This window comes from Streptomyces sp. 1-11 (assembly GCF_007176755.1).
GTDB lineage: Bacteria > Actinomycetota > Actinomycetes > Streptomycetales > Streptomycetaceae > Streptomyces.
In genome coordinates, this window is the sequence record NZ_BJTV01000002.1 from 388,108 (window position 1) to 411,527 (window position 23,420).

Annotated in this window: 23 protein-coding genes and 1 riboswitch; of the genes, 12 read left to right on the forward strand and 11 right to left on the reverse strand. The window is 75.6% G+C overall.

Going from position 1 to position 23,420, the window contains the following annotated elements:
- The first annotated feature begins 247 nt into the window (after nt 1-247).
- Entirely contained in the window at nt 248-1,528 is a 1,281-nt protein-coding gene (locus TNCT1_RS06040; protein ID WP_235902365.1) for a hypothetical protein, read from the forward strand.
- On the opposite strand, the gene TNCT1_RS06045 is transcribed toward TNCT1_RS06040, so the two are convergent.
- From TNCT1_RS06045 to TNCT1_RS06055, 3 genes are all read right to left on the reverse strand, one after another.
- The gene (locus TNCT1_RS06045) at nt 1,512-3,290 is read right to left on the reverse strand and encodes an asparagine synthase-related protein (RefSeq protein ID WP_143629049.1); all 1,779 of its coding nucleotides are present in this window, start codon (nt 3,288-3,290) and stop codon (nt 1,512-1,514) included. The genes TNCT1_RS06040 and TNCT1_RS06045 overlap by 17 nt on opposite strands.
- Before the next feature lies 1 nt (nt 3,291).
- Nucleotides 3,292-3,915, reverse strand: coding sequence for a lasso peptide biosynthesis B2 protein (locus tag TNCT1_RS06050; protein ID WP_235902367.1), 624 nt, complete (start codon nt 3,913-3,915; stop codon nt 3,292-3,294).
- A gap of 357 nt (nt 3,916-4,272) precedes the next feature.
- Nucleotides 4,273-4,908 carry an RNA polymerase sigma factor gene (locus TNCT1_RS06055; RefSeq protein ID WP_143629051.1) on the reverse strand — a complete coding sequence of 212 codons (636 nt, stop codon included), beginning with the start codon at nt 4,906-4,908 and terminating at the stop codon, nt 4,273-4,275.
- Between the two features lie 237 nt (nt 4,909-5,145).
- Here TNCT1_RS06055 and TNCT1_RS06060 point away from each other — a divergent pair, with 237 nt between their 5' ends.
- Nucleotides 5,146-6,216, forward strand: coding sequence for a MerR family transcriptional regulator (locus tag TNCT1_RS06060; RefSeq protein ID WP_143629053.1), 1,071 nt, complete (start codon nt 5,146-5,148; stop codon nt 6,214-6,216).
- Nucleotides 6,217-6,767: 551 nt separating this feature from the next.
- On the opposite strand, the gene TNCT1_RS06065 is transcribed toward TNCT1_RS06060, so the two are convergent.
- The 4 genes from TNCT1_RS06065 to TNCT1_RS06080 all read right to left on the reverse strand — a co-directional run bounded on the left by TNCT1_RS06065 (nt 6,768) and on the right by TNCT1_RS06080 (nt 11,782).
- Entirely contained in the window at nt 6,768-7,778 is a 1,011-nt protein-coding gene (locus TNCT1_RS06065) for a DUF5914 domain-containing protein (RefSeq protein ID WP_143629055.1), read from the reverse strand.
- A gap of 181 nt (nt 7,779-7,959) precedes the next feature.
- Nucleotides 7,960-8,979: a phytoene/squalene synthase family protein gene (locus TNCT1_RS06070; protein ID WP_143629057.1), complete on the reverse strand. Its 1,020-nt coding sequence runs from the start codon at nt 8,977-8,979 to the stop codon at nt 7,960-7,962.
- Nucleotides 8,976-10,517, reverse strand: a complete 1,542-nt coding sequence (gene crtI / locus TNCT1_RS06075; protein WP_143629059.1) for a phytoene desaturase family protein — start codon at nt 10,515-10,517, stop codon at nt 8,976-8,978. Before crtI ends, TNCT1_RS06070 begins: the two co-directional genes overlap by 4 nt.
- Complete coding sequence (locus TNCT1_RS06080; protein ID WP_143629062.1) at nt 10,514-11,782, reverse strand: polyprenyl synthetase family protein; 1,269 nt, start codon at nt 11,780-11,782, stop codon at nt 10,514-10,516. The genes crtI and TNCT1_RS06080 overlap by 4 nt, the downstream gene beginning before the upstream one ends.
- Nucleotides 11,783-12,060: 278 nt before the next feature.
- Here TNCT1_RS06080 and TNCT1_RS06085 point away from each other — a divergent pair, with 278 nt between their 5' ends.
- The 4 genes from TNCT1_RS06085 to TNCT1_RS06100 all read left to right on the forward strand — a co-directional run bounded on the left by TNCT1_RS06085 (nt 12,061) and on the right by TNCT1_RS06100 (nt 16,085).
- The gene (locus tag TNCT1_RS06085) at nt 12,061-13,293 is read left to right on the forward strand and encodes a lycopene cyclase family protein (protein WP_235902369.1); all 1,233 of its coding nucleotides are present in this window, start codon (nt 12,061-12,063) and stop codon (nt 13,291-13,293) included.
- Between the two features lie 118 nt (nt 13,294-13,411).
- Entirely contained in the window at nt 13,412-14,143 is a 732-nt protein-coding gene (locus TNCT1_RS06090; protein ID WP_143629066.1) for a methyltransferase domain-containing protein, read from the forward strand.
- Nucleotides 14,140-15,708: an FAD-dependent oxidoreductase gene (locus TNCT1_RS06095; RefSeq protein ID WP_143629068.1), complete on the forward strand. Its 1,569-nt coding sequence runs from the start codon at nt 14,140-14,142 to the stop codon at nt 15,706-15,708. Before TNCT1_RS06090 ends, TNCT1_RS06095 begins: the two co-directional genes overlap by 4 nt.
- 197 nt (nt 15,709-15,905) lie before the next feature.
- On the forward strand, nt 15,906-16,085 hold the full coding sequence (locus TNCT1_RS06100; RefSeq protein WP_143629070.1) for a DUF6480 family protein: 180 nt from the start codon (nt 15,906-15,908) through the stop codon (nt 16,083-16,085).
- Between the two features lie 151 nt (nt 16,086-16,236).
- Here TNCT1_RS06100 and TNCT1_RS06105 read toward each other — a convergent pair whose 3' ends face one another.
- Nucleotides 16,237-16,812, reverse strand: a complete 576-nt coding sequence (locus tag TNCT1_RS06105) for a DUF4383 domain-containing protein (protein ID WP_143629072.1) — start codon at nt 16,810-16,812, stop codon at nt 16,237-16,239.
- A gap of 242 nt (nt 16,813-17,054) precedes the next feature.
- Here TNCT1_RS06105 and TNCT1_RS06110 point away from each other — a divergent pair, with 242 nt between their 5' ends.
- The 3 genes from TNCT1_RS06110 (at nt 17,055) to TNCT1_RS06120 (ending at nt 19,288) form a co-directional block, all read left to right on the forward strand.
- Nucleotides 17,055-17,486 carry an SsgA family sporulation/cell division regulator gene (locus TNCT1_RS06110; RefSeq protein ID WP_143629074.1) on the forward strand — a complete coding sequence of 144 codons (432 nt, stop codon included), beginning with the start codon at nt 17,055-17,057 and terminating at the stop codon, nt 17,484-17,486.
- 38 nt (nt 17,487-17,524) lie between these two features.
- Nucleotides 17,525-18,028, forward strand: coding sequence for a TspO/MBR family protein (locus tag TNCT1_RS06115; protein WP_143629076.1), 504 nt, complete (start codon nt 17,525-17,527; stop codon nt 18,026-18,028).
- Between the two features lie 78 nt (nt 18,029-18,106).
- Nucleotides 18,107-19,288, forward strand: a complete 1,182-nt coding sequence (locus TNCT1_RS06120) for a spore photoproduct lyase family protein (RefSeq protein ID WP_143629078.1) — start codon at nt 18,107-18,109, stop codon at nt 19,286-19,288.
- 82 nt (nt 19,289-19,370) lie between these two features.
- Here the strand turns inward: TNCT1_RS06120 and TNCT1_RS06125 are convergent, their stop codons facing one another.
- Nucleotides 19,371-20,135 (reverse strand): CbtA family protein, encoded by a 765-nt coding sequence (locus TNCT1_RS06125; RefSeq protein ID WP_143629080.1) that lies wholly within the window; start codon nt 20,133-20,135, stop codon nt 19,371-19,373.
- A 24-nt stretch (nt 20,136-20,159) separates the two neighbouring features.
- Complete coding sequence (locus TNCT1_RS06130) at nt 20,160-20,381, reverse strand: CbtB-domain containing protein (RefSeq protein WP_143629082.1); 222 nt, start codon at nt 20,379-20,381, stop codon at nt 20,160-20,162.
- A gap of 35 nt (nt 20,382-20,416) precedes the next feature.
- A riboswitch (cobalamin riboswitch) is annotated at nt 20,417-20,559 on the reverse strand.
- 106 nt (nt 20,560-20,665) lie between these two features.
- On the opposite strand from TNCT1_RS06130, the gene TNCT1_RS06135 reads away from it, so the two are divergent.
- The 3 genes from TNCT1_RS06135 to TNCT1_RS06145 all read left to right on the forward strand — a co-directional run bounded on the left by TNCT1_RS06135 (nt 20,666) and on the right by TNCT1_RS06145 (nt 23,026).
- Complete coding sequence (locus tag TNCT1_RS06135; protein WP_143629084.1) at nt 20,666-21,268, forward strand: histidine phosphatase family protein; 603 nt, start codon at nt 20,666-20,668, stop codon at nt 21,266-21,268.
- Between the two features lie 78 nt (nt 21,269-21,346).
- Nucleotides 21,347-21,706 carry a DUF779 domain-containing protein gene (locus TNCT1_RS06140; protein ID WP_143629086.1) on the forward strand — a complete coding sequence of 120 codons (360 nt, stop codon included), beginning with the start codon at nt 21,347-21,349 and terminating at the stop codon, nt 21,704-21,706.
- A gap of 114 nt (nt 21,707-21,820) precedes the next feature.
- Nucleotides 21,821-23,026 (forward strand): phosphodiester glycosidase family protein, encoded by a 1,206-nt coding sequence (locus tag TNCT1_RS06145; RefSeq protein ID WP_235902371.1) that lies wholly within the window; start codon nt 21,821-21,823, stop codon nt 23,024-23,026.
- 72 nt (nt 23,027-23,098) lie between these two features.
- Here TNCT1_RS06145 and TNCT1_RS06150 read toward each other — a convergent pair whose 3' ends face one another.
- A complete protein-coding gene (locus TNCT1_RS06150; RefSeq protein ID WP_143629088.1) occupies nt 23,099-23,293 on the reverse strand; it encodes a hypothetical protein in 195 nt (64 codons plus the stop codon).
- Nucleotides 23,294-23,420 lie beyond the last annotated feature (127 nt).

Here is a 23,420-nt window from a genome sequence, read left to right on the forward strand (position 1 = left end):
GGCAGCGCCGGCAGGTCCCACGTCCGGGGGTGCCGGATGGCGGCCCGGCCGGTCACGACGGACCATGAGGGCGAACCCCCGGCACGGCGGCGGGCCGACCGCTGCCGCGCCGCACACCTGTGTCTCCGCACGGCACAGGTCAGTCTCCGCCTCGCGCACACGAGTGCCCGCCCCCGCACGGGCAGGTGCGCGACCCACGGTCCCAGGAGGTGATCGGGTGCGGACTCCCCCCAGGCCCCGCGCCGGTATGCGCCCGAAAGCGGTACGGCCCTCGGTGCAGACCTGGCGGTCACGGGTGTCGCTCGCGGTGATGCTGCTGACCCTGATCGCGACCACGGCACTGCTGGCCCGGTTCGGCACCGAGGACTTCGCCCACGCGCTGACCTTCCCCGGCCGGATCACCGGCGCCGTCCTGCTCCTGGTCGCGCTCACCAGCCTGCTGGGCGCCGCCGGGGTGCTGGACCACTGGGTGCGGCACTCCTTCGCCTACTCCGGCCTGGTCGCGCTGATCGGTTCCTTCGCGGCCCTGCTGACCAACGTCCTGATCCTGGTGGAGATGGTGAGGGACGGGGATTCGAAGTGGTTCCCGGCGCTGTTCGCCGCGCTCTCGGCGGGTTCCGCGTGGGCCGTCGCCACGGTGTGGCGGACGTCGGTCGTGATTCCCGCTCCCAAGCGGGTGGCCGCCGCGGTGATCGTCTCCTCCGTCATCGCGGTCGCCAACTTCGGCTACCAGAACCTCTATGTGCCGTACCAGCGGGAGACCAGGCCGCTCATCACGCTGTCCATGGGGAAGGCGGTGCTCAGCAAGGACCGCAAGGCCTTCTCCGTACCGGTCGACATCACTCTGCGGAACAGCGGTTCCGTGGGGTTCTACGTCCTCGGCACCGAGTTCCACGCCATGGGGTTACGGGTGCCGCTCAGCCCGCGGGACCGGCTCCGCCGGCAGTGGCGCGACGACGCCGCGCAGTGGAGCAGGTCCTCCGAGGTGAACCCGCTCTCCCGCCGGGAGGTCCACCAGCCGGGGGAGCTGGTGGAGGCGGAGCCGTGGATGCCGCAGGGCCAGTGGATCGAGTCGAGCGACACCTTCGCCACGCGGCTGGTGGTGCAGCTGCCCATGAACACGCCGTACGACCAGGTGGCGTTCTACGCCACCGCGAGCCTCGCGCGCAAGGACCGGCTCGTGCTGCAGCCGCCGCTGAACTTCGTGGCCAACTCCTGGGACGGGCACCAGGCCACCGGGCTGCTGAAGGAGGATCAGAAGAGGGGCGTCGACTCCCTCATCTACCGCGCCCGGGTGCACGAGAACAACGCGCTCGACGAGTACACGAGGGACCCGCGTTTCGTCACCGTCTACTGGAAGTTCGGCCCGCAGGGCGCGAACGTGATCACGTCCATAGCGCGCCAGGGGGAGCAGGACCGGATTTTGAGCGGGGCGGAGCAGCGCGAGCTGGTGAGCCGCTACGGCCTCGTCGACCTCATCGCGGGCCCGCAGGTGCGGACCCTGTGGGACGTCAAGAGCCAGCGTTGAGCCGCTCCAGCCAGGCCACCAGGGCGAGTGATCTGTTCACCCGGTCCCAGGAGTACGAGTCCCCCGTCCCGAGGCGGGCCTCCAGCACCGCCCGGCACAGCGTCTCCACGTCGAACATCTCCTCGACCAGCGGATGCCGGGCGGAACGGCACAGGGCGACGAGTTCGTCGCCGTGCGCCCTGAGGCCGCGGGCGTAGAGGTCGTCGAAGGGCACCTTGACCGCCCTGCCGGCGATCGGAGCGGGCAGCAGGTCCGTCATGGCCGCGCGCAGGACGGCCTTGGGGCGGCCCGGCTCGAACGTGACCGCGGCCGGGAGCCGTCCCATGGTGGCGATCACCTCCGGGTCGAGGAAGGGGTGCGAGAGGAGGAAACCGTCCCGCTGCGCCCGCTGCCAGGACAACGGGTCGGGAGCGGCGAGGTAGTTGGCGGCGTCGTACAGCGACCGTTCCGGTCTGCTCCCGAACGCGAAGCGGCTCTCCGCGACGCCGGCCTCCCGGTAGCCGTGAGCCCGCGCGAACCCGGGCCGCAGCCACGGGGGACGGCCGAAGGTGCCGAGTCCGCCGAGCACCGTGCCGCCGCGGACGAGGGCGGTGACCCGCTCGGTCACGAGCGGAAGGGCCGGCTGGACCACGTAGGCGTGGACGACGTCCCGCAGCCCTCGCTCGCTTCCCACGGCCCAGGCCCGTGCCTGCCGGGTCATCCGCCGGAGCCGGCCCGTGCGGGCGAGTCTGTGCAGGAGGAACGGGTTGGCGTCGGCGACCGGATCGGCGCCGCAGCCGGTCAGGAGGGTGTCACAGCCCAGTTCGGCGGCCGCGGCGTGGAGCCTGCTCCAGAACGGTGCGCGGAAGGCGTGCGGATGGGGCTCGTCCGCTTCCCCCGCGTGCCGCTCGAAGTCGTCGAAGTCGGCCACGTCGTCGGCGTCGACGATCAGGGTGCGGGCGGCGGGCGCGTGACGGCGGATCTCCTCCACCGCGACGTCCAGGAAGGGCCGCTCCGCGGCCAGCTCGCCGCGGGAGAAACGCCCGGCGAGCAGGACCAGTCGCTCCGGGCCGTCGCGTCCGCCGGCCAGTGCGCGTGCGGCGAGCAGCGCGACGCTGGTGGAGTCGGTGCCGCCCGAGACGTGGCAGGCCGTCGCGGCGCCCATTCGGCGCCGGACGGCGTTCTCCAGGACCGTGCGCAGTTCCCGCGCGGCCTCGGCGCGGGTCGGTCCGTCGGCCGGCTCCAGCGGCGGGCCGGTGACCCGGCGGACGGGCGGCGGCGTGCGTCCGCGCACCCGGCCGGTCGGGGAGAGCTCCACCACCTGGCCGCCGAGGACGCGGTGGACCGCGGTGAACGGGGTGAGTTCCGTGTGCGGTTGTGCCGTGTTCCCGGTGAGGTACCGGCAGAAGTAGCGGGGGTCCAACTCGGTGGCGCTGCCCAGGCCGCCGGCGGAGGTGCTCACGGCGTTCACCCGGTCGGCGGACCCGCGGAGGAACAGGGGGACGCGTGCCTGCTCGTCGCGCATCAGCAGTACGCGGTCGCGGTACACCAGTACGGCCGCGTAGTCGCCGGCCGGCAGCGGCGGGGCGGCCCCCGGCCGGGCGAAGGCGTCGAGGAGGCCCCGCGCGCCGGCCTCCCGGTGGCGGGCCGAGCCGGCCCAGCCCACGACGGCAGCGGTGCCGACCGGTGAGCGGACCGTCGTCACGAGGCCCTGGCGCACCATGCCGTCGGCGGTGCGCAGGACCGGCGCGCCACCGGCCCAATCGAGGCGCAGCGCCTCCATGTCACCGGCCCCAGGAGCCGACCGAGAGCACCGAGGTGAAGGCATGCCCCCGGGGATCGGCGTCGGGGATGCACAGGCCCGCGGACTCCGTCCAGGCGTGCATGGCGAACGGGTGCTCACGCACACCCACGTGCAGGACGGCCGCCAGACCGAGCCGCCGCAGCACGACGAAGGCCGTCACCGCCTCGGACTTGCAGTCGCCGTTGACGACCCAGCTGCCGCGACCGCGGGTCTGCACCACCCGCTTGAGCCGTGCGACCTCCTCGCGTGTGGGCACGTCCGCGCGGGCGTAACCCGGCGCGGCGAGGGCCAGCAGCCGCAGCACGCGTCCGAATCCGGCGGTCCGGATCAGCAGGTGCACCCCGCTCAGCCAGCGCGCGACGACCGCGTCGGACGGCGGCTTCCGGCGGCCCGACGCGCACCCGGCACGGGTCAGAACGCCGACCAGCTCGGCGCGTTCCTCAGGGCTGTCCCCGGCCAGCTTGCGCACGTCCGCCGCCGCCATGCCGATGAAGCGCGTCCGCTTCCAGTCCGCGATCAGCGCTCCGTCGGACGTACCGGTGACACGGCAGTGCGGTGACAGGAGCCTTGCCATGGCTGCCAGGGCGCGGGCGTCCTCTGTCACCGCACTTCCTCCAGGATCGAACCGCGAACGGTGTCAGGGCTGGTATCCGTGACCGTCGTACATTCCGCCGCTGAAACCCCGGATCAGACGGCCGTTGCCGAGCAGGACCAGCCGCTGCGGCCTGTGACGCCGCAGCAATCGGAGAAACATCGCCCACCTCCAGAACCAGGCAGGGACCGATCACATTTCAGGCTACTCCGCACGAAATGCCCCGCAACCGGATCACGCCCGGCGTGGGCGTCGTACCGGTGGGTGGCGCGTCGTCAACCCGGTTCGCCTGAGGGCTAGTCAGAGGATCGTGCGCGCAACGTCTGTGTCACTCTCACGGCCTGACAGACGGTCACGCGGATTCACGGGTCAAACTCGCATCGATTGTGCGCGCCCGGCGTCGGCGACGCCCTCGTCCTCCAGGCAGTGACGCAGGCGGTCCAGGCCCCGGCGGGTGTGGCTCTTGACCGTGCCGAGCGGCCAGCCGGTGACGTGGGCGATCTGCGTCTGCGTCAGGTCCTCGTAGTACGCCAGGTGCAGCACCTGGCGCTGCGGGGTGCTGAGCCGCCGCAGGGCACGGCCCACCACCATCCGGTCCAGCGCGGCCTCCGGCTCGCAGGTGTCGTCGCGGGTCCGGGCCGGGGGCTGTTCGGCGGCCGCAGCGACGATGCGCGCGCGACGGGCACGGGCGGCCAGCGCGTCGGCCACCTTGCGCCGGGTGATCCCCACGAGCCAGGCGGCCGGCGTCCCGCGTTCCGGCGCGTATCCGTGCCGACCGCGCCAGGCGTCCGCGAACACCTGCTGCGCCACGTCCTCGGCGTCCCTGGCGTCGCCGAGCGCCTGCTGGGCGAGCCCGTGCACCAGGCCGCCCCACCGGCGGTGGATCTCGGACCAGGCGGCGTCGCCCGCGGCCGGCGTGAGGCCGTCCCCGGCGGGCGCGGACGCCCCGGTGGAGCCGTCCCCGGCGGTGACGGCGGAGCCCGATACAACCGCGATACGGTCCATGACCACGTCTCTCCTCGTGAGCCCGGGGTGCGTCGCGGGTGTCCCGCGGCGCCCGTCCGGTGAGCGGCACGGTCCCGGTTCGCACCGTGCCCGTTCCATCCGCTGTCCGTGTCCCCAGCGTGTGCCGGTGACACCCGGTGGGACAAGTCGCATCGATATCGCATCGAGTAGTCTGGGGACCGGAGCGGGAAGCGAGAGGCACGGGTCCACGGGCCCACGGAGCGGCGGGCGGCGGTCATGAGTGATCTGGACGTGACGGAGGCGGCCGGGCTGACCACGGGCGCCGTGGCCCGCCGCCTGGGCGTCTCACCCACGACGCTGCGTTCCTGGGACCGCCGCTACGGGCTCGGCCCCACCTCGCGGTCGCAGGGCCGGCACCGGCGCTGGAGCCCGCGGGACGTGGCGATGGTGGAGGAGATGTGCCGGCTGGCGGCGGCGGGCGTCGCCCCGGCCGAAGCGGCCCGCGTGGCCCGCGCCACCCATGGCGACGGGGCTCGCCCGGCCCGGACCGCGCACGGCGCGGGGCCTGCCTCGGCACCGGTTCCGGCCGGTCCCCCCGCCGGGCCGCCAGCGGTCCGGGCGCCCGCGACGGCCGCCCGCCGTGGCGGTGCCGGCAGCGGGCTCCCGCTCGGTGACGTGCGCCAGGAGTGCCGGGGACTGGCCCGGGCAGCGGTGCGGCTGGACGCGCCGGAGCTGGAGAGCCGGCTGCTGGACGCGGTCAGGCAGCACGGGCTGGCGACGGCGTGGGAGGAGGTGATGGTGCCGACGCTGCGCGCGGTGGGCCGCAAGTGGGAGTCCTCCGGCGACCGTTACGTGGAGGTGGAGCACCTGCTGTCGTGGCAGATCTCCACGGCGCTGCGCCGGGCGCCGATGGTGCTGCCGCCTCCGGCGCAAGTGCCTGGCACCGAGCCGGTGGTGCTGGCCTGCGCGCCCGGTGAGCAGCACTCGCTTCCGCTGGAGGCGCTGGACGCGGCGCTGGCCGAACACGGTGTGCCGACGCGCATGCTGGGCGCCGCCGTGCCGGTGGAGGCGCTGCTCGCCTGTGTCCGGCGCACCGGCCCGGTCGCCGTCGTGCTGTGGGCGCAGACCCGGTCCACGGCCTCCGGCCCGCTGGCCCGGCACGTCGCGGGCCTGCAGTGGGGGCCGGCGGGCGCCCGCAGGCGGCCCCTCGTCCTGCCCGCGGGACCGGGCTGGGACCGCAGGGCGGCCGGGGACTTCCCGCGCTGCGCGGGCCTGCGGGACGCGGTACGCACTCTGAGCGGCCTCTACGGCGCGGAGGGCGCGGGACGCTCCTCCGCGCGGGGGTGAGCCTGGCGGTGCCCTCACAGGAGAGGGGCACGGACGCGCTCCCGCGTTCCGCCGGGCGGGGGGCGACACGGTTCACGGCGTGCGCACGGCCCCTGCGGCCCTGAATAGCGCCGTTCGGCCCGGGCCCGCGCCGTTCGGCCCACGGCACGCGGTCCCGGCTCAGGTGTCACACCACCGGGGCCGCCAGGCGCCACGCCCGTGCCGGGCCGGTCCGCCCAGGGCGACGCGCGGAACATCTGCCGTCCGCCCGAGCGGGCTCCGGGCCGCCGCGCCTCCCCGCTGGAGCGGGCTGCAGGCCGCCGCCCCTCCGCCAGAGCCGAATCCGGGTGCCCAACTGTCCGCCAGAACCGCACCGGGCCGCCAAGCGCTGCCAGACCGCACCGGGCCGCCAACCGTCCGTCCAAGCCGCACCGGGCCGCCAACCGTCCGTCCAAGCCGCACCGGGCCCCCGACCGTCCGCCCAAGCCGCACCGGGCCCCCAACCCTCCGCCCGACCCGACTCCGGGCCCCCAACCCTCCGCCCGAGCCGACTCCGGGCCGCGGGCGGGCGCTCATCCGGGGAAGCGCCCCGTGGAGCGCAGTTCCCAGCGCCGTTCGGCGTAGGCCAGGTCGTCGCGCCACAGGCGGCCCGCCGCGTAGCGCATGACGGGGCGGAGCAGGGGCGCGGTACGGCGGGCGACGGCGAAACCGGGGCGTTCGGAGGTGGCGACGACCGCCTCCACCACCGCGGTGCGCGGCCTGCCCAGGCTGTCCGGGCCCAGCGGGGTCGCATGGGTCTCCACCACGGAGCCCTCGCCCTCGCCGCCGGTGATCCGCATGACGACCGTGCGCGGGCCCGGTGCGGTGAACTCGGCGCGGACCGGGACGACGAGCCGGCCGGCGAGCTTGAAGGAGACGTCGACCGTGAACGCGTCCTCGCCGTCGTCCCGTCCCGGGGAGTCCACGACGGTGAGGTCCACGAAGGAGTACGGGTGGAACCAGGCTCCGTGCCAGGGGTCGAGGCGGTTGGCGACCACGTCGGCGGGCTCGCAGACGCCCTGACCGGTGTAGACGGCGGTCAGCGCGCCGGCCGCGGCGGGCCGTTCCGGCACCGGCGGCCGGGGGGTGGGCCGCTCGCCTCCGGCGTCGTCCAGCCGCACCCACAGCAGTACCCCGTCGTCGTACGCGGGCCAGGGCTCCCAGCCGCCGAACGGCTTGCCGTCCAGGGCGAGTCCGTGCCAGTGGCAGACGAGGGTGCCGCACCGCACCGGGCTGTCCCGCAGCGGCGCGCCCAGGTGCGGGCAGACGCCGGGGCCGGCGACGAGGCCGCCCCGGCCGTCACGCCAGAGCACCACCTCCTGGCCGGCGACGGTCCGGCCCAGCGGGCGGTCCCCGGGGAGGTCGCGGGCGGCGCCGACGACGTACCAGTTGCCGCTCGGCCGCTGCTGCGCCCGCTTGAGGGCGTCCGCGATGAGCGCGGGCCGCGCCTCGCGCCAGGTCGGGCGCTGGCGTTCCCAGGCGACCGGGTCACGGCGCAGACGCAGGGGCAGTCGGGCTCGCCGGGGCGGGCGGTCGGACGTCACGCGGGCTCCTCACAGGGGACGGACGGGTGGAGACCACGACGGGCGGCCGGGCGGGCGCCCGCCGCTCGGGGCGAGTCGTCGGCGGCGACCCGCGCGCGGCGACCGCACGGCACCACGCCGCGACGGACGACAGTGCCGCGCCGCAGCGGCGGTCGGGCTCGCCGGGGCGGGCGGGCGGGCGTCACGCGGCCTCCTCGCAGGGGTACGGGGTGGGGGCGGGCGCGGGGGCAGGTTCGCGGCGGGCGGCCAGGCGGGCCGCGGCGAGCCGGAGCAGGCCGTCGGCGGCGACCAGCGCGCGGCGTCTGCGGGGGACGACCGCGCGGCGGTTCAGTACCGCCCAGCCGTCGTCGGCGACGGCGTCCAGGATGCCGCCGTAGAGCACGAACGCCGTGCGGATGCAGGGCCGGGCGACGGGGTCGAGCATCGGCACGCCGGGCGCGGCACGGCGGTACGCGGCGCGGGTGAGGCCGGCGAAGGCGCGCAGGGCCTCGGTGACCCGGCGGTCGGAGCGCCCGTCCCGCCGGCAGCGGCGCAGCAGTTCGGTGTCGACGCCGTGCGCGGCGAGCAGGTCCTGCGGCAGGTAGACGCGGCCGCGGTCGAGGTCCTCGCCGACGTCCCGCAGGAAGTTGGTGAGCTGGAAGGCGACGCCCAGTTCGGCCGCGTACGGCGCGGCCTCCTCACGCGGCACCACGGTGCCGAGGACGGGCAGCATCTGCAGGCCGATCACCGCCGCCGAGCCGTGCATGTACCCGCGCAGCGCCGCGTAGTCGGCGTACTCGGTGACCGTCAGGTCGCTGCGCATGGAGGCCAGGAAGTCGGTGAAGTGGCGCGGGTCGATGGCGTAGCGGCTGCTGGTGTCGGCCAGGGCGGTGACCACCGGCGCGGCGTCCCGTGCGCCCGCCCGGCCGCCCGCCAGGCCACGGGTCAGGTCCTCGGTCAGGCGGTCCAGGGCGGCGGCCCGCCGTGCCGCCTCGTCGCCGGTGGGGGCGCCGGGGCCGTCCTCCAGCGAGTCGACGATGTCGTCCGCCCAGCGGGCGAAGCCGTACAGGGCGTGCACGGCGGGGCGCCGTTCGGGGGGCAGCAGCCGGGTGGCGAGGAAGTAGGTCCGGCCGTGCCGGGCGTTCAGTTCGCGGCAGCGGGTGTAGGCGGCGCGCAGTCCCGGGTCGGTGATGCCGGCGGCGTCCAGCTCGCGGGCGGTCATGGACGTACTCCTTCGGCGGTCTGCCGGGCGGCCCGGCGGGCGGTGGTGCGGGGGCGGGCGCCGCCGGTGACGCGGGCCGCGGCCAGCTTCCCGGACAGCAGGACGGGCGGTACGCCCACCCCGGGGGTGGTGCCGCAGCCGGCCAGGACGGCGTTGGCCGTGCCGCGCACCAGGTTGCGCGGGCGGAACGGGCCGGTCTGGGCGAAGGTGTGCGCGGCGGAGAAGGGCGTGCCCGCCGCGTGTCCCTGCGCGGTCCAGTCGGCGGGCGTCACCAGGCACTCCTCCTCGATGGCGGAGGCGATGCCCGTGAAGCCGCGGCGCTCCAGTTCGCGCAGCAGGCCGTCGCGGTAACGGGCGCCGAGCCCGGACCAGTCGGCGCTGCCCGGCCCGATGTCGGTGTTGGGGCACGGGGCGAGGACGTAGTGCAGGTGGCGGCCGGGCGGGGCGAGGCCGGGGTCGGTCGCGGTGGGCCGGGTGATCAGCAGGGAGGGGTCGCTCATCAGCTCGCCGGTCCGGGTGAGTTCGCGGAAGGTGCTCCGCCAGGCGCCGCCGAAGGACAGTGTGTGGTGGGCCAGTTCGGGCCAGGTGCGGTCGCAGCCGGCGTGCAGGACCACCGCCGACGGGGCGTGCCTGAGCCGCGCCGGGCGGCGCGGGGAGCGGCCCAGCAGGCGGTAGGCCACCGGCAGTTCGGGGGTGAGGACGACCGCGTCGCAGGGGATGCGCAGGTCGTCGGTCACCACGGCGGTGACGCGTTCACCGGAGCGTTCCAGGCGGGTCACCCGCTGCCCGTAGTGGAACGTCGCCCCGGCCTCGGCCGCGGCGTCTGCCATGGCCCGGGGCAGGGCGTGCATGCCGCCGCGCGGGAAGTACACCCCGGCGACGGTGTCCATGTAGGCGATCACCGCGTAGGCGGCCATCGCCCGTTCGGGCGGGACGCCGGCGTACAGGGCCTGGAAGGAGAAGACGCGGCGCAGCCGTTCGTCGCGCAGGTGGCGGGCGATCCGCGCCTCCCAGCGGCCGAAGCCGCCGAGCGCGGCGAGCCGGACCAGGTCGGGGCCGAGCAGTTGCAGCGGCGAGTCGAAGTCGGCGTCGAGGAAGCGGCCGCGCTCGGCCTGGTAGAGCTGCCCCAGCCAGTGCCGCAGTCTGCGGTAGCCGGCCACTTCGGCGCCGCCGGCGAACCGTTCGATCTCCGCCTCCATCGCCTCCGCGTCGGTGTGCACGTCGAGGGTGCTGCCGTCGGCGAAGCGCGCCCGGTAGGCGGGGTGCAGCTCGATCAGTTCGACGCGGTCGCGCAGCGAGGCGCCGACCGCCGCGAACGCCTCGTCGGCGATCTCCGGCATGGTGAGCACGGTGGGTCCGGTGTCGATCAGATAGCCGCCGAGCTCCATGCGGCCGGCGCGCCCGCCGGGCAGCGCGTCGCGTTCGACGACGGTGACGCGGCGGCCGGCGCCGAGCAGGTGCAGGGCGGCGGAGAGGCCGGCCAGTCCGGCGCCCACCACGACCACGTGGTCGGTGGGTCCCGCGATGGTCCGGGTCACCGGCCCGCCTCCGTTCCCGCGGCGGCGAGGGCCGCGGCGCGCGGAGCGGCCGGCTCGGGCACCTGGCCGGCCGTGCCGGTGATCTCCGCCAGCAGGCCGCGCAGCCGGCCGGCCGCACCGGGTTCCAGGGCGGCTTCGCCGAGGTGGCGCAGGCAGCGGCGGTTGAGCCGGGCGATCCGCGCCTCCACGTGGTCACGGGCCCCGGTGCGCACGACGGTCTCCCGCACCCCGGCCAGTTCGCCGTCGGTGAGGCCGGCGCGGCCCATGGCGTGGTCGAGGACGCCGAGCGCGTGGCGGTCGCCGGCGGCGGTGGCGAGGGCCCGGGCCACGGCCAGCGGATAGGTCGGGGTGCCCTCGCGCACGTCGCCTCCGGACGGCTTGCCGGTGGCCCGGGGGTCGGCGAACAGGTCGTCGAGGTCGTCCCTGAGCTGGAAGGCGAGGCCCGCGCAGCGTCCCGCGCGGCGCAGCGTCCCGGTGGTGGCGTCGTCGGCCCCGGCGAGCACCGCGCCCAGTTGCAGGGGCCGTTCCACCGTGTACAGGGCGCTCTTGAGGCAGGCGGCCCGGATCGACCGGGCCGGGGTGCCGGAGGACAGCGCCTGACCGCGCACGTCGAGGTACTGGCCCGCCACCATCTCGGTGCGCAACACCCGCCACACCTCGTGCAGCCGGTGCGCCGTGTCGCGCGGCAGCCCGGGGTCCAGCAGCAGTCCGGCCAGGACGTCGTCCGCCCAGGCCAGGGCCAGGTCGCCGGCGAGCACGGCGGTGGACGCGCCGAGCCGCTGAGCGGCGGGCCCCGGGGCGGTGCCGGCGTACTGCTCGGTCACGTCGGCGTGCAGCGCCGGCCCGCCGCGGCGGGTGGCGGCCTGGTCCATCAGGTCGTCGTGGACGAGGGCGCAGGTCTGGAGCAGTTCCAGCGCGGCCGCCGTCCGCAGTGCCACGCGTACCTGGGCCGGGTCCCCGCCGCCGCATGCCCGCAGCGACCACCACAGCAGCCGGGGCCGGATGCGGCGGCCGCCGCGCCGGGTGAAGCGGGCGGTCCGCTCGGCGACGTCCCGCGCGAACACCGGGTCCAGGCCGTGGCAGCCCGCGAGACGGTCGTCGAGCAGTTCGCGCAGTTCCCGGCCGACGGCGCCCGGCACGTCCTCGTCCACGGCGCGCGCGCCGCCTGAGGCGGCCGGCTCCGCGGGGTCGTGGGGGCCGGCCACGGCGGGCGGCCTGCGCGGCGGGTCTGCCGTGAGACGGCCGATCGCCTGGGTGGAACGCATCGCGGATCCTCTCGCCGGTCGGTGAGCCGTACCGCCTGTCGGCAGTCCGGACAAGTCGCGCCGCCGGTGCGGCGTACCGGCCGTGGCCGGTGCCGGCACCGGCCAGGGCTGGTACCTCGTCGTGACACATTCCGCGCGGACGGCCCCGCCGGATGCGCCATTCGGTGGACATGCCGGCGCCCTGGGTACCCACCGGCACGACACGCTCCCCGGTGCATCCGCCGGGACCGGCGCGCGGGAAGACTGGCCGGATCCGCCGGTCCGGAGAGGGAGCCGCCGTGGAGGGAGCCGCCGTGGAGGTGGAGTCGGACGTCGCCGTCGTGGGCGCCGGGGCCGCCGGCCTGTCGCTGGCGCTGCGGCTGGCCCGACCGCCCGCGGGCGGACGCCGGGTGACGGCCGTGCTGCTTGCGGCGCCGCCGGGGCCGTTCAGCGCGCCGCGGCGCACCTGGTGTTTCTGGGAGGCGGGCGCGGGACCGTACGACAGTGCGCTGACGGCCTCCTGGCGGCGGCTGCGGGTGCGTTCCGGCGACGGGCGGGCGGTGGACGCCGTGATCGAGCCGCTGCGCTACAAGATGCTGCGCTCCGACGCATTGGAGGATCTGGCCGGCCGGATCCTCGCGGGCAGCCCGTGGGTGACGACCGTTCAGGCCGTCGCCGAGCGGGTGGAGTCCGCCTCCGGCGGGGCGGTGGTGCACGCCCGCCGGGCCGACGGCGGCCGGGTGACGGTGCGCGCCCGCTGGGTGTTCGACTCACGGCCGCCCGAGCGGCTGCCCCCGGCGCGCACCACGCTGCTGCAGCACTTCCGCGGCTGGTTCGTGCGCACCCGCCGTCCGGTGTTCGATCCCGGCGTCGTGGAGCTGATGGACTTCCGCACCCCGCAGCCCGCGCACGGACTGTCCTTCGGCTACGTGCTGCCGACGGGGCCCTGCGAGGCGCTGGTGGAGTACACCGAGTTCTCCCGCGGCCCGCTCGGCCGGGACGCGTACGACCGCGCGCTGCGGCACTATCTCCGCGATGTCCTGGGCGCCGGCGACCACGAGGTGCTGGAGTGCGAGCAGGGCGTGATCCCGATGACGGACGCGGACTTCCCGCGGCGGACCGCCGCCTCGGTGTTCCGGATCGGGGCCGCGGCCGGGGCCACCCGCCCGGCGACCGGCTACACCTTCAGCGCCGTGCAGCGGCAGACCGGCGCGGTGGCCGCCGCCCTGCACGCGGGGCGCCGTCCGGTCCCGCCGCGCGTCCACTCCGCCCGCTCCCGGTACATGGACGCGGTGCTGCTGCACGCCCTCGACCACGGCCGGGTGGACGGCCCGGCCTTCTTCACCCGTCTGTTCAGCCACGTGCCCGCGCCGCGCCTGCTGCGGTTCCTGGACGGGCGCACCGGTCTGGCGGAGGACCTGTCCATCGGGCTGCACGTGCCCGTCCCGGCGATGCTCGGCTCGGCGCTGGCCCTGCCGTTCGTTCCGCGCCGCAGTGCACCCGCCACCGCTCCCCCACCCGCCACCACCTGACCCCCTCCCTCCGGCCCCCGCCACCACCTGACCTCTCCCCCGGCCCCTGCCCTGGCCCCCGCCCCCACCAGTCCCCCTGTCCCGACCTCCCCACCCGACTACCTCCTACGGAGATGGCATGCCCGTGCTGCGCGACGCCGAGCTGGCGACCGCGTTCGACCACGCCGCCCGGAGCTACGACACGCTCGTGGCGGCGAATCCCGGTTACCACGCCCACCTGCGCCGCTCCGCCCGGCGCCTCGGACTGCCCGGCGGTCCGGCCCCGAGAGTGCTCGACCTCGGCTGCGGCACCGGCGCCTCGACGGCGGCCCTGGCCGCGGCCCTGCCCGGCGCCGACATCACCGCCGTCGACGCGTCGGCGGGCATGCTGCGGCGCGCGGCCCTGCGTCCCTGGCCGACGCCGGTGCGCTTCGTGCAGTCGCCGGTGGAGCGGCTGACCGCCGCCGGGGTGCGCGGCCCGTTCGACGCGGTCTTCGCCGCGTACCTGCTGCGCAACACCGCCGACCCGGACGCGGTGCTCGCGCAGGCCCACCGGCTGCTGGCGCCGGGCGGGCGGCTGGCGGTGCACGAGTACGCGCTGAGCGGGCGCGCCGCCCACCGGACGGTGTGGAACGCGGTGTGCGGCGGGTTCGTCCTGCCGGTCGCCGCGCTGCTGGGCGACGGAGCGCTCTACCGGCACCTGCGGCACAGTGTCGTATCGTTCGACACCGCCGGGCAGCTCGCCCGGCGGGTGGAGCGGGCCGGCTTCGAACGGGTGCGGGTGCTGCCGCTGCCCGGCTGGCAGACCGGCATCACCCACACGGTCGTCGCCAGCCGCCCGTTCACCGCCGGTGGGGAGGCGGGCCGATGACCGGGCCGCGCCGTCCTGCCGTGTCCGCCGTCCGCGGCCCCCGCCCCGGCCGGGACCGGCTGGCCCGGCTGCTCCCCGCGCCGCCCGGCGCCGCCCGCGCGCAGGAGTCCGACGCGCCGCGCGTGGCGGTCGTGGGCGGCGGCATCGCCGGTCTTACGGCGGCCACCGCGCTGGCCGAGCGCGGGGTGCGGGTCACCGTCCACGAGCGCGACGCGCAGCTCGGCGGCAGGCTGGCCGGATGGTCCACGCGGCTGGCCGACGGCACGACGGTCACGATGAGCCGGGGCTTCCACGCGTTCTTCCGGCAGTACTACAACCTACGGGCCCTGTTGCGCCGCACCGACCCGGTCCTGGCGCGTCTGACCCGGCTGCCCGACTACCCGCTGCGGCACGGCAGCGGCCGGCAGGACAGCTTCCGTCACGTGCCGCGCACACCTCCGCTGAGCGCGCTCGGGTTCGTGGCGCTGAGCGAGTCGTTCTCGGTGCGCGACCTGGTCCGCATGCGCCCGCGCGCGGCCCTGCCGCTGCTCGACGTGCGGGTGCCCGGGGTGTACGAGCGGCTGGACCACGTCAGTGCTTACGACTTCCTGGAGGACATCCGCTTCCCGCCGGCGGCCCGGCACCTGGCCTTCGAGGTGTTCTCCCGCAGCTTCTTCGCCGATCCCCGGGAGCTGTCGGCGGCGGAGATGGCGCTGATGTTCCACATCTACTTCCTCGGCTCGGCCGAGGGCCTGCTGTTCGACGTGCCCGGGGAACCGTTCCCGCAGGCGCTGTGGGACCCGATCGCCGCGCGTCTGGAACGGCTCGGCGCGCGCGTGCGCACGGACACCGCGGTGGAGGGCGTCCGCGTCCTGCCGTCGGGCGGCTACGCCGTAACCACCGCGGGCGGCGAGGAGCCGTACGACGGCGTCGTGCTCGCCCTCGACCCGGCGGGGCTGCGGGCCCTGGTCGGCCGCTGCGGCGATCTCGGGGACGCCGAGTGGCGCGAGCGCCTGGCGCGGCTGCGCACCGCCCCGCCCTTCCTGGTGTCCCGCCTGTGGCTTGACCGGCCCGTGCGCGCGGACCGGCCGGGCTTCCTCGGCACCAGCGGCTACGGGGCCCTGGACAACGTCAGCGTGCTCAGCGGGTGGGAGGGCGAGGCGGCCCGGTGGGCGGCCCGCACCGGCGGCTCGGTCGTCGAGCTGCACGCCTACGCGGTGCCCGAGGAGGCCGGCCGGGAGGCCACGGAGAAGGAGCTGCTCGGTCAGCTGCACCGGCTCTACCCGGAGACGGCCCGGGCGCGGGTGGTCGACGCCCGTCACGAGTGGCGGGCCGACTGCCCCCTGTTCGCGGTGGGCGGCCACGCGGACCGGCCCACGGTCACCACCCCCTCCCCCGGCCTGGTCGTCGCCGGCGACACGGTCCGCACCGGCCTGCCGGTGGCCCTCATGGAACGGGCCGCCACCAGCGGCTTCCTGGCCGCCAACGAACTGCTGGGCCGCTGGGGCCTGCGCGGCCACGAGCTGTGGACCGTCCCCGCCCAAGGCCGCCTCGCCGTCCTGCGCCGGGCGGCGGCCCGGGCCTGAGGCGGCGGGCGGCGCCGCGAGCGCCGTCGGCGCCGCGCCCCGCCGGGTGTCACGGCGGGGCGCGGCCACCGCGTCCGCCTCCTTCGCATCCACTCGTCCGGCCGGCCCGGAAGAGGTCGAGGGGAACCGGTTCGCCGAGGTGCGCCGTACGGCCCCGGCGAACGGCTCCCACCGCCCGAAGCCTGGAGGTGGAAACGATGACCGACTCGCTGCGCCCTCCCGGAGAGACGCCGCCCGTCGAGGGATCGACGGCGGAGGCCCACTACGAGCGGCCGGACGGCGGCATCTGGGAGCATCCCGGGATCTGGATGTCCCTGATCGTGATCGGCTGCCTGCTCGTCGCCGCGTTCTTCGTGGTGCGGATGATCGATCTGTGAGCCGCCGGGGCCGGGCCCCGGCAGCGCGGGGCGGCACCGCCGGCCAGGCGGTGCCGCCCCGGTCGTGCCCGGACGCCGTCCCGGGCGCCGGAACGCTCCGCCGGGCGGTACACCCGTTCCGCCGGAACGCTTCGCCGGGCGGTACGCCCGTTCAGCCGCCCGTTCGCGGCCGGGTGGTCCGCAGTCCGGCCGAGGCGTCCCGCGCCGGGGCCAGGGCCGCGCGGGCCCGCTCCCGGCGCCGGGCGGCCAGGGACTCCCGCGCCGCCTGCCGCGGGTGGCGGCGGCGCCAGTACGGGTTGTCGTGCGAGAGCCCGCCCGTGACCCGGCCGTACATCCCGAAGGTGAGGATGAGCAGGCCCATCACGAAGGTGAAGATGACGTTGGACATGCCGAAGTCGAGGATGTTGGCGCTGCGGTCCAGGACGAAGACGTGGCCGAAGCCGCTGAGCAGGAACAGCGTGCCGACGGCCATGTTGAGCGTCGAGGCGAAGTTCCCGCCGACCACCGCGCCGCCGATCAGCAGCAGCCCGAAGAGCACGGAGATCAGGCTCAGCAGTCCGTTCGTCGACATGCCCGCGATGTGGGTGCCGTCCGTGCCGAAGGGGCTGAGTTCGTCGGCGAAACCCAGACAGCCGAACAGCAGCAGAACGCCGCCGCAGAGTCCGGCGCCGTACCGGTAGACCGTCGCCAGCCTGTGGTCCACCGGCCATTCGTCGCGAAGCCTCATGACACATCCCTTCCGATGCGTGCCAGGCCCCCCAGGGTCGGGCGGGCGCGGATCGCCTCCCCGCCCGCGTCACCCCCTCTACCGGCGGCGCCCGCGAAACGGTTGCACCCCGCCGCTCCGCGCATCCCCCGCGCAACGCGGCTCCCATCGGCCGGCCGCATCCACCGCCCGCCCCCGTCCGGAAGGGAGGAGTGCGGGGCTTCGCGCAGGGCGGGGCCCACGATCCACCTGCGGGAGGCGCCATGGACCCCACCGACCGGACCAGGCGTCTGCACACCGACCTGACCATCGAGCTGGTCATCAGCGACGTGGAAGCCCTCCGGCTCGAGGTCCGGTTCAGCTACGACTCGGCCGATCCGTTCGCCGTACGCCTGGACTTCCCCGGCAATGCCGAGGGCGCCGCGCCCTGGCTGTTCTCCCGGGACCTGCTGTACGCGGGCCTGGGCGTCCCGTCCGGTGAGGGCTCCGTGCGGGTCTGGCCGCCGTGCCGCTGCCACGGGTCCACCACGGTGCGCGTCCTGCTGCGCGGCATGGGCGGGGCCGCGGTGCTGTACATACCGGCGGGTCCGTTCGGGGACTGGCTGACCGAGACGTTCCGGGCGGTGCCCGCGGGTACGGAGAGCTCCCACCTCGACTGGGACCCCGTCCTGGCGGAACTGCTGCGCCGCGGGTGAGCGGTGAGGACGGGCGATGCCCGGGAAGACGTGAGGACATGAATCCGATCAGCGAACGCGGCGACCGCCGGCCCGGCCCCTGGCTGCGGTACGGCGCGGCCGCGGCGGCGGTGGCCGCCACCGCGGTGACGGGGGCCACGGCCACCGACCCGGACAGCGCCTGGTACGCCTCGCTGCGCAAACCGTCCTGGCAGCCGCCGCCCTGGGCCTTCGGCGTGGTGTGGACCCCGTTGTACGCGTCGATCGCCTACGCGGCGGGCCGCGCGCTCGGACGCGCCCGGTCTCCGCGCCAACGGGCCGGGATCGTCCGCGACCTGGCGGCGGACCTGGCGCTGAACGCGGCATGGACCCGGCTGTTCTTCGGCCGCCGCGACCCGCAGGCGGCGCTCGCCGAGATCGCGCTGCTGAACCTCGGCAACGCGCTGCTCATCCGGCGGATCGCCCGCACCGACCGGACCGCCGCCGGGGTCCTCGCGCCGTACGCCGCCTGGTGCGTCTTCGCCACCGCCCTGAACGCCTCCATCGTCCGGCTCAACCGCTGACGGCCTTAGCACCGGCGTGTCACGGCTGCGTACAGTGGGACGTATGCGACGCCAGTCCGGAAACCGAGCGAACCACACATGAGGGACTTCTCCGCCGCACCGGGCGACGGCGCGCTGTTCGGGCTCGACGCCCTGCCCGGAGCCACGGCTCCCGCGCAGGAGCCGGCCCCGGCCGCCGGGGCGTTCCGCGACTCCGACGCCGCCCGGCGCCTGCTTCCCGTGCGCACGGTCTACGCGGAGCCGGCCGCCGCCACCTCACCGCGCGGACGGCAGATCCTCGCCCGGTACCCCGGCGCGCGCCTCGTGGAGGTGGAGTCCCACTGGCGCATCCCCGAACTGCACGGCGACGAGGGGAACGTCGGGCGCTGGGTGCGGGTGAAGGGCGAGACGCTGGTGCTGGGCGAGCGCAAGACGCTCACCACCCGGCCCAACGGACGGTCCGCCGACTGGATCGCCCCCGGCCCGTCCAACGGCTGCGCGATGGCCTGCGTGTACTGCTACGTGCCCCGCCGCAAGGGGTACGCCAACCCGGTCACCGTCTTCACCAACATCGACCGGATCATCGCCCACCTGGGGCGTCACATCGCGCGCCAGGGCCCGAAACGGGAGCCCAACCAGTGCGACGACACGGCCTGGGTGTACGACGTCGGCGAGAACGGCGACTGCTCGGTGGACGCGCTGATCAGCGACAACACCGCCGACCTGGTGCGCGCCTTCCGCCGCTGGCCCACCGCGAAGGCGTCCTTCGCCACCAAGTTCGTGAACCCGGACCTGCTGGCGCTGGACCCGCGGGGCCGCACCCGCGTCCGCTTCTCGGTGATGCCCGCAGAGGACTCCCGACTGCTGGACGTCCGGACGTCCCCGGTGGCCGAGCGCATCGCCGCCGCCGCGGACTTCCTGGACGCCGGGTACGAGGTGCACTTCAACCTCTCCCCCGTGGTCCTGCGTCCCGGCTGGCAGCAGGCCTGGACCGAGCTGCTGCGGCAGCTCGACGACGTGCTGCCCGAACGGGTCAGACGGCAGGCGGCCGCCGAAGTGATCATGCTGACCCACAACCGGGAGCTGCACGAGGTGAACCTCGGCTGGCACCCGCGGGCCGAGGACGTGCTCTGGCAGCCCGGCATCCAGCAGGGCAAGCGCTCCGAGAACGGGGCGCTGAACGTGCGCTACGACCACGTGGTCAAGGCGAGGGCGGTGGAGGAGCTCCGCGGCCTGGTCGCGGAGCACGCTCCGTGGCTGCGGATCCGGTACGCCTTCTGACCGGGCCGGCGGCGCTTCCGGCCCGGCCGGACGCTCACGGCACCGGCCCGCGAACGGGCCGGGAGCCGGAGCCCCGGGTGCCTCAGCGGTGCGCGGCCGGGGTGCCCGCACCGGAGGCCGGCCGGCGGTTGGCCGTGCGCTCCGCGGTGAGCACCCGTTCCGCGAGGACGCCGAAGACGAGCCCGAACGCCGTCCACAGGGTCGCCTGGACGGCCAGCGCGGCCAGGCGGAACCGCCACAGCAAGGTCGGGGGGAAGTCCTTGGGGACCTCGTCGACGGCCGGCAGGAACGCGTAGGCGAGCCCGGCGGCCAGGACGAAGAACGCCCCCGCGGCCACCGTCGCGTTCCAGTTGCCGAGGCGGGGGGCGAGACGCCTGCCGAGGATCACCGTGACGACCGCCAGCAGCACGCTCAGGACCATCATCAGGAAGTACAGGGTCGTGCGCTTGCCGATCGTGTCGGGTTCGCCGACCGACGGCGGGTTGGCCGGGTACTTCAGGAACGGCACGACGTAGACGGCGACGAGGCCCGCCACCGCCAGGAGCAGCGCGCTCGCACGCGGCCCGAAGCGGCCGGCGCGGCCCAGCGCGAAGCAGTACGCGAGGGCGGCGATGCCGCCGAACGCGACGCCGTAGACGAGCACGCCGGTGGACAGGCCGGCGGTCGACTGCATCGTGCGGGAGACCGCCTCCACGCCGTGTTCGTGGGCGTGCGACTCCTCGTAGGCGATGGCCGAGTCGACGCTCGGTTCACCGAGGAAGTAGGCGACGACGAGGGCGAGCAGGCCCGCGGCGAGTCCCGCGAGCATGCCACGCACCAACAGGTTGCGGACGGTTGCCGAGTTCATGGGCGCGCTTGTTTCCCCGCCCGGTCAGTGGCAGGGGAAGCCGAGCAGGTGCCGGGCGTCGTGCAGCCACTCGTGCACGTTCTCGCCGGACGTCACGGAGGTCGCGCCCTGTTCGGCGCCGACGAAGTAGAGCAGGACCAGCATCAGGACACCGAAGAAGACGGCCCAGGGGGCGACGGCGCCGATCGGCAGCTTGGCGGGGAGGGCTTCGGGGGTGGTGCTGGGCTGAACGGCGGACTGCGCCATGGCAGGACCTCCTGGGGAACTCGCGTCCCGGCTCGGTGGTGCACGGGACGACGGGCGGGTCTGACTCGCCGGCCCGCACCGGGATCGGTGCGAACGGGCTCACAGTGGCGCGACCGTGCCGGATTCCCACCGGCTTCCGCATTCCGTCGTCTTCAATGCCGAGAAGGTACCGCGAAGCGCGGTCGCGGCCAAGGGCGCACGGGTGCGGGGCGGCACCGCCCCGCAGGCCCCGTACGCTGAGGGTGCCTTGCGCCCGAAGGGCCGTTGACCATGAAAGCGACCTCATGACGACCCGAGTGACGTTGATCTCACCGGCGATGAACCCGGCCGTGCGGGAGGCCCGCTTCGACGACGGGTGCTCGCTCGACGCGGCGGGCGCGGCGCGCGCCCGGTCGGCCGCGGACGAGGTGCGGCAGGCCGCCACGGCACTCGTCTCCCCGGCCGTCCGCTGCCGGCAGACGGCGGCCGCGCTGGGCCTGCACGTCCGCGACGAACCCGCCCTGGCCGGGCTGGACATGGGCCGCTGGCGGGGGCTGACGCTCGGCGAGGCCGCCGCCCGGGAGCCGGAGGCGCTGGCCCGGTGGCTGGCCGATCCGGCGGCGCGCCCGCACGGCGGGGAGTCGGTGCATCTGCTGTGCGCCCGGGTCGGTGGCTGGCTGGACGAGGCCGCCCGTACCTCCGGCCGCCTGGTCGCGGTGGTCGAGCCGGAGGTCGTGCGGGCCGCGACCGTACGGGTGCTCGGCGCGCCGGAGGACGCCTTCTGGCGGATCGACGTGGCGCCTCTGACCGCCACCGCCTTCACCGGCCGGGCCGGGCGCTGGAACCTGGCGCCCGGGACGGCGCTGGGCCGGACGGACGGCACGCCGACGCAGCGCCCCGGCCGCTGAACGACGCGCTCTGGACGCCGTGGTGACCAGCCGTGAGACTGGGCCGTCCGACGCCCCCGGTGCTCCAGGACGGTGACCATGCAAGAGGAAGTCCCCCGCGTCGAACTCACCCCACGCGCCGCCGAGCTGGTGCGCCGGCTGCGGGCCGAGCACGGGCCGTTGATGTTCCACCAGTCCGGCGGCTGCTGCGACGGCAGCGCGCCCATGTGCTATCCCGACGGCGAGTTCCGCACCGGCGGCTCGGACGTGCTGCTGGCGGAGCTGGCGGTGGACGGGGTCGAGGAGCCCGTGACGTTCTGGATGTCGAGGAGCCAGTACGAGGTCTGGAGCCACACCCGGCTGATCGTGGACGTGGTACCCGGACGAGGGAGCGGATTCTCGCTGGAGGCACCCGAGGGAGTGCGTTTTCTCACCCGTTCTCGCGTAGTCGACGCCTAGGAGACCCGTACGTCACCGTCGTCTGCTGCACTTCCCTTGAGTCCTGTGGCGGTTGACGAGACATCAGGGGGCGCGGTGACGAGAGGTCGGCGGCGAACGGCGGCGGGCAGACCGGTGCTCACGGTTCTCACAGCGCTCGGCGTGCTGGCGGGCGCGGCCCTGGCCGGGGCGGCGCCGGCCGCTGCCGTGCCGGCCGGCGGCCGCGGCGAGCGGATCGCTGCGGGGGTCGTGTACCGGGAGTTCGACATCACGGCGGCGGCCGGGCGCACCCGCGCCCATCTGCTCACCGTGGACCTGGGCGACCCGCACGTCCGGGTGGACCTGCTGCACCCCCGGGCGGTGGCGGCCCGGGCCACCGTGTCCCGGCTGGCCGACTCGGCCGGCGCGGTCGCGGGTGTCAACGGCGACTTCTTCGACATCACCGAGACCCAGCACCCGGGTGTCGAGGCCACCGGCGCGAGCGTGGGCCCGGCGGTCGCGGGCGGCCGGGTGCTGAAGGCGGCGGTGCCCACGGGCCAGCGGTTCGGGCCGCCGCTGCCGCCCGGCGCCACCACGCGGGACGTGCTCGGGGTGGGCGCCGACCGGCGGGCCCGTCTGGACCGCCTCTCCCTCACCGGGTCGGTGACCACACCGCACGGCAGGCTCCGGCTCGGCGGCCTCGACCAGTACGCGCTGCCGCAGAACTCCGTGGGGGCCTTCACCTCCCGGTGGGGCGCCGCCTCCCGGGAGCGGGCCGTCTGCGGCACGGACACCGACCGGGCCGCGCCCTGCAGCACCGAGACCTACGAGGTGGCGGTGCGCCGCGGCCGGGTGGTCGGCGCCGCAGGCACTCCGGGCCGGGGTCCGATCCCCGCGGGCACCACGGTCCTGGTGGGCCGCGAACGGGGGGCGCGGGAGCTGCGCGGGCTGACCGTGGGAGACGCGGTGACCGTCACCCACCGTCTGGTGGCGGCCAGGGCCAGGGTGCCCTACGCGTTCGCGGTCGGCGGCTACCCGGTGCTGCGGCACGGCAGGCCGCTCGCGGGGCTCGACGACAGGGCCTCCGCCGTGCGCACGGTCGCGGGTCTGCGGGGCGGCGGGCGGCAGTTGCTGCTGCTCGCGCTGGACGGGGCCGACGACTCCCGCACCGGCATGACGATCGCCGAGGAGGCGGCCGCCATGCGCGGCCTGGGCGCGTCGGACGCGTTCAACCTCGACGGCGGCGGGTCGAGCGAGATGGTCACCCGCGCCCGGGGCGCGCGCGGGGTGACGGTCCGCAACCATCCGAGCGGCGGCGCCGAACGTCCGGTGCCGAACGGCATCGGGGTCTTCTCCCGCTGACCCGCGGCCCGCCGACCGCGGCTCACGGGCTCACGGCTTACGGCCCGCAGCTCACGGCTCACGGCTCACGGCTCACGGCCGCAGGCCGCTCACCAGGTCGGCGGTCGCGGTGAGCCCGCTGTGGATGGTGGGCGCCATGCTGGTGCTGGCCAGGTAGAACCCGAGCAGCATGCAGACCAGGGCGTGCGACAGCTTCAGCGCGCCGTTGCGGATGAACACCACCGCCAGGATCAGGAGCAGCAGCACCACAGAGATGGAAATGGCCATCGTCAACCTCCTCCGCCACGCCCCTTGAGCGGCGTTCGGCCGTAAGTGTGGCGTAGCGGAGGGTTTGTCCGGGTGGCTGACGTGTCCTCCGATCGTGTGATGTCAGACGGACGGGTGTACGCCCGGG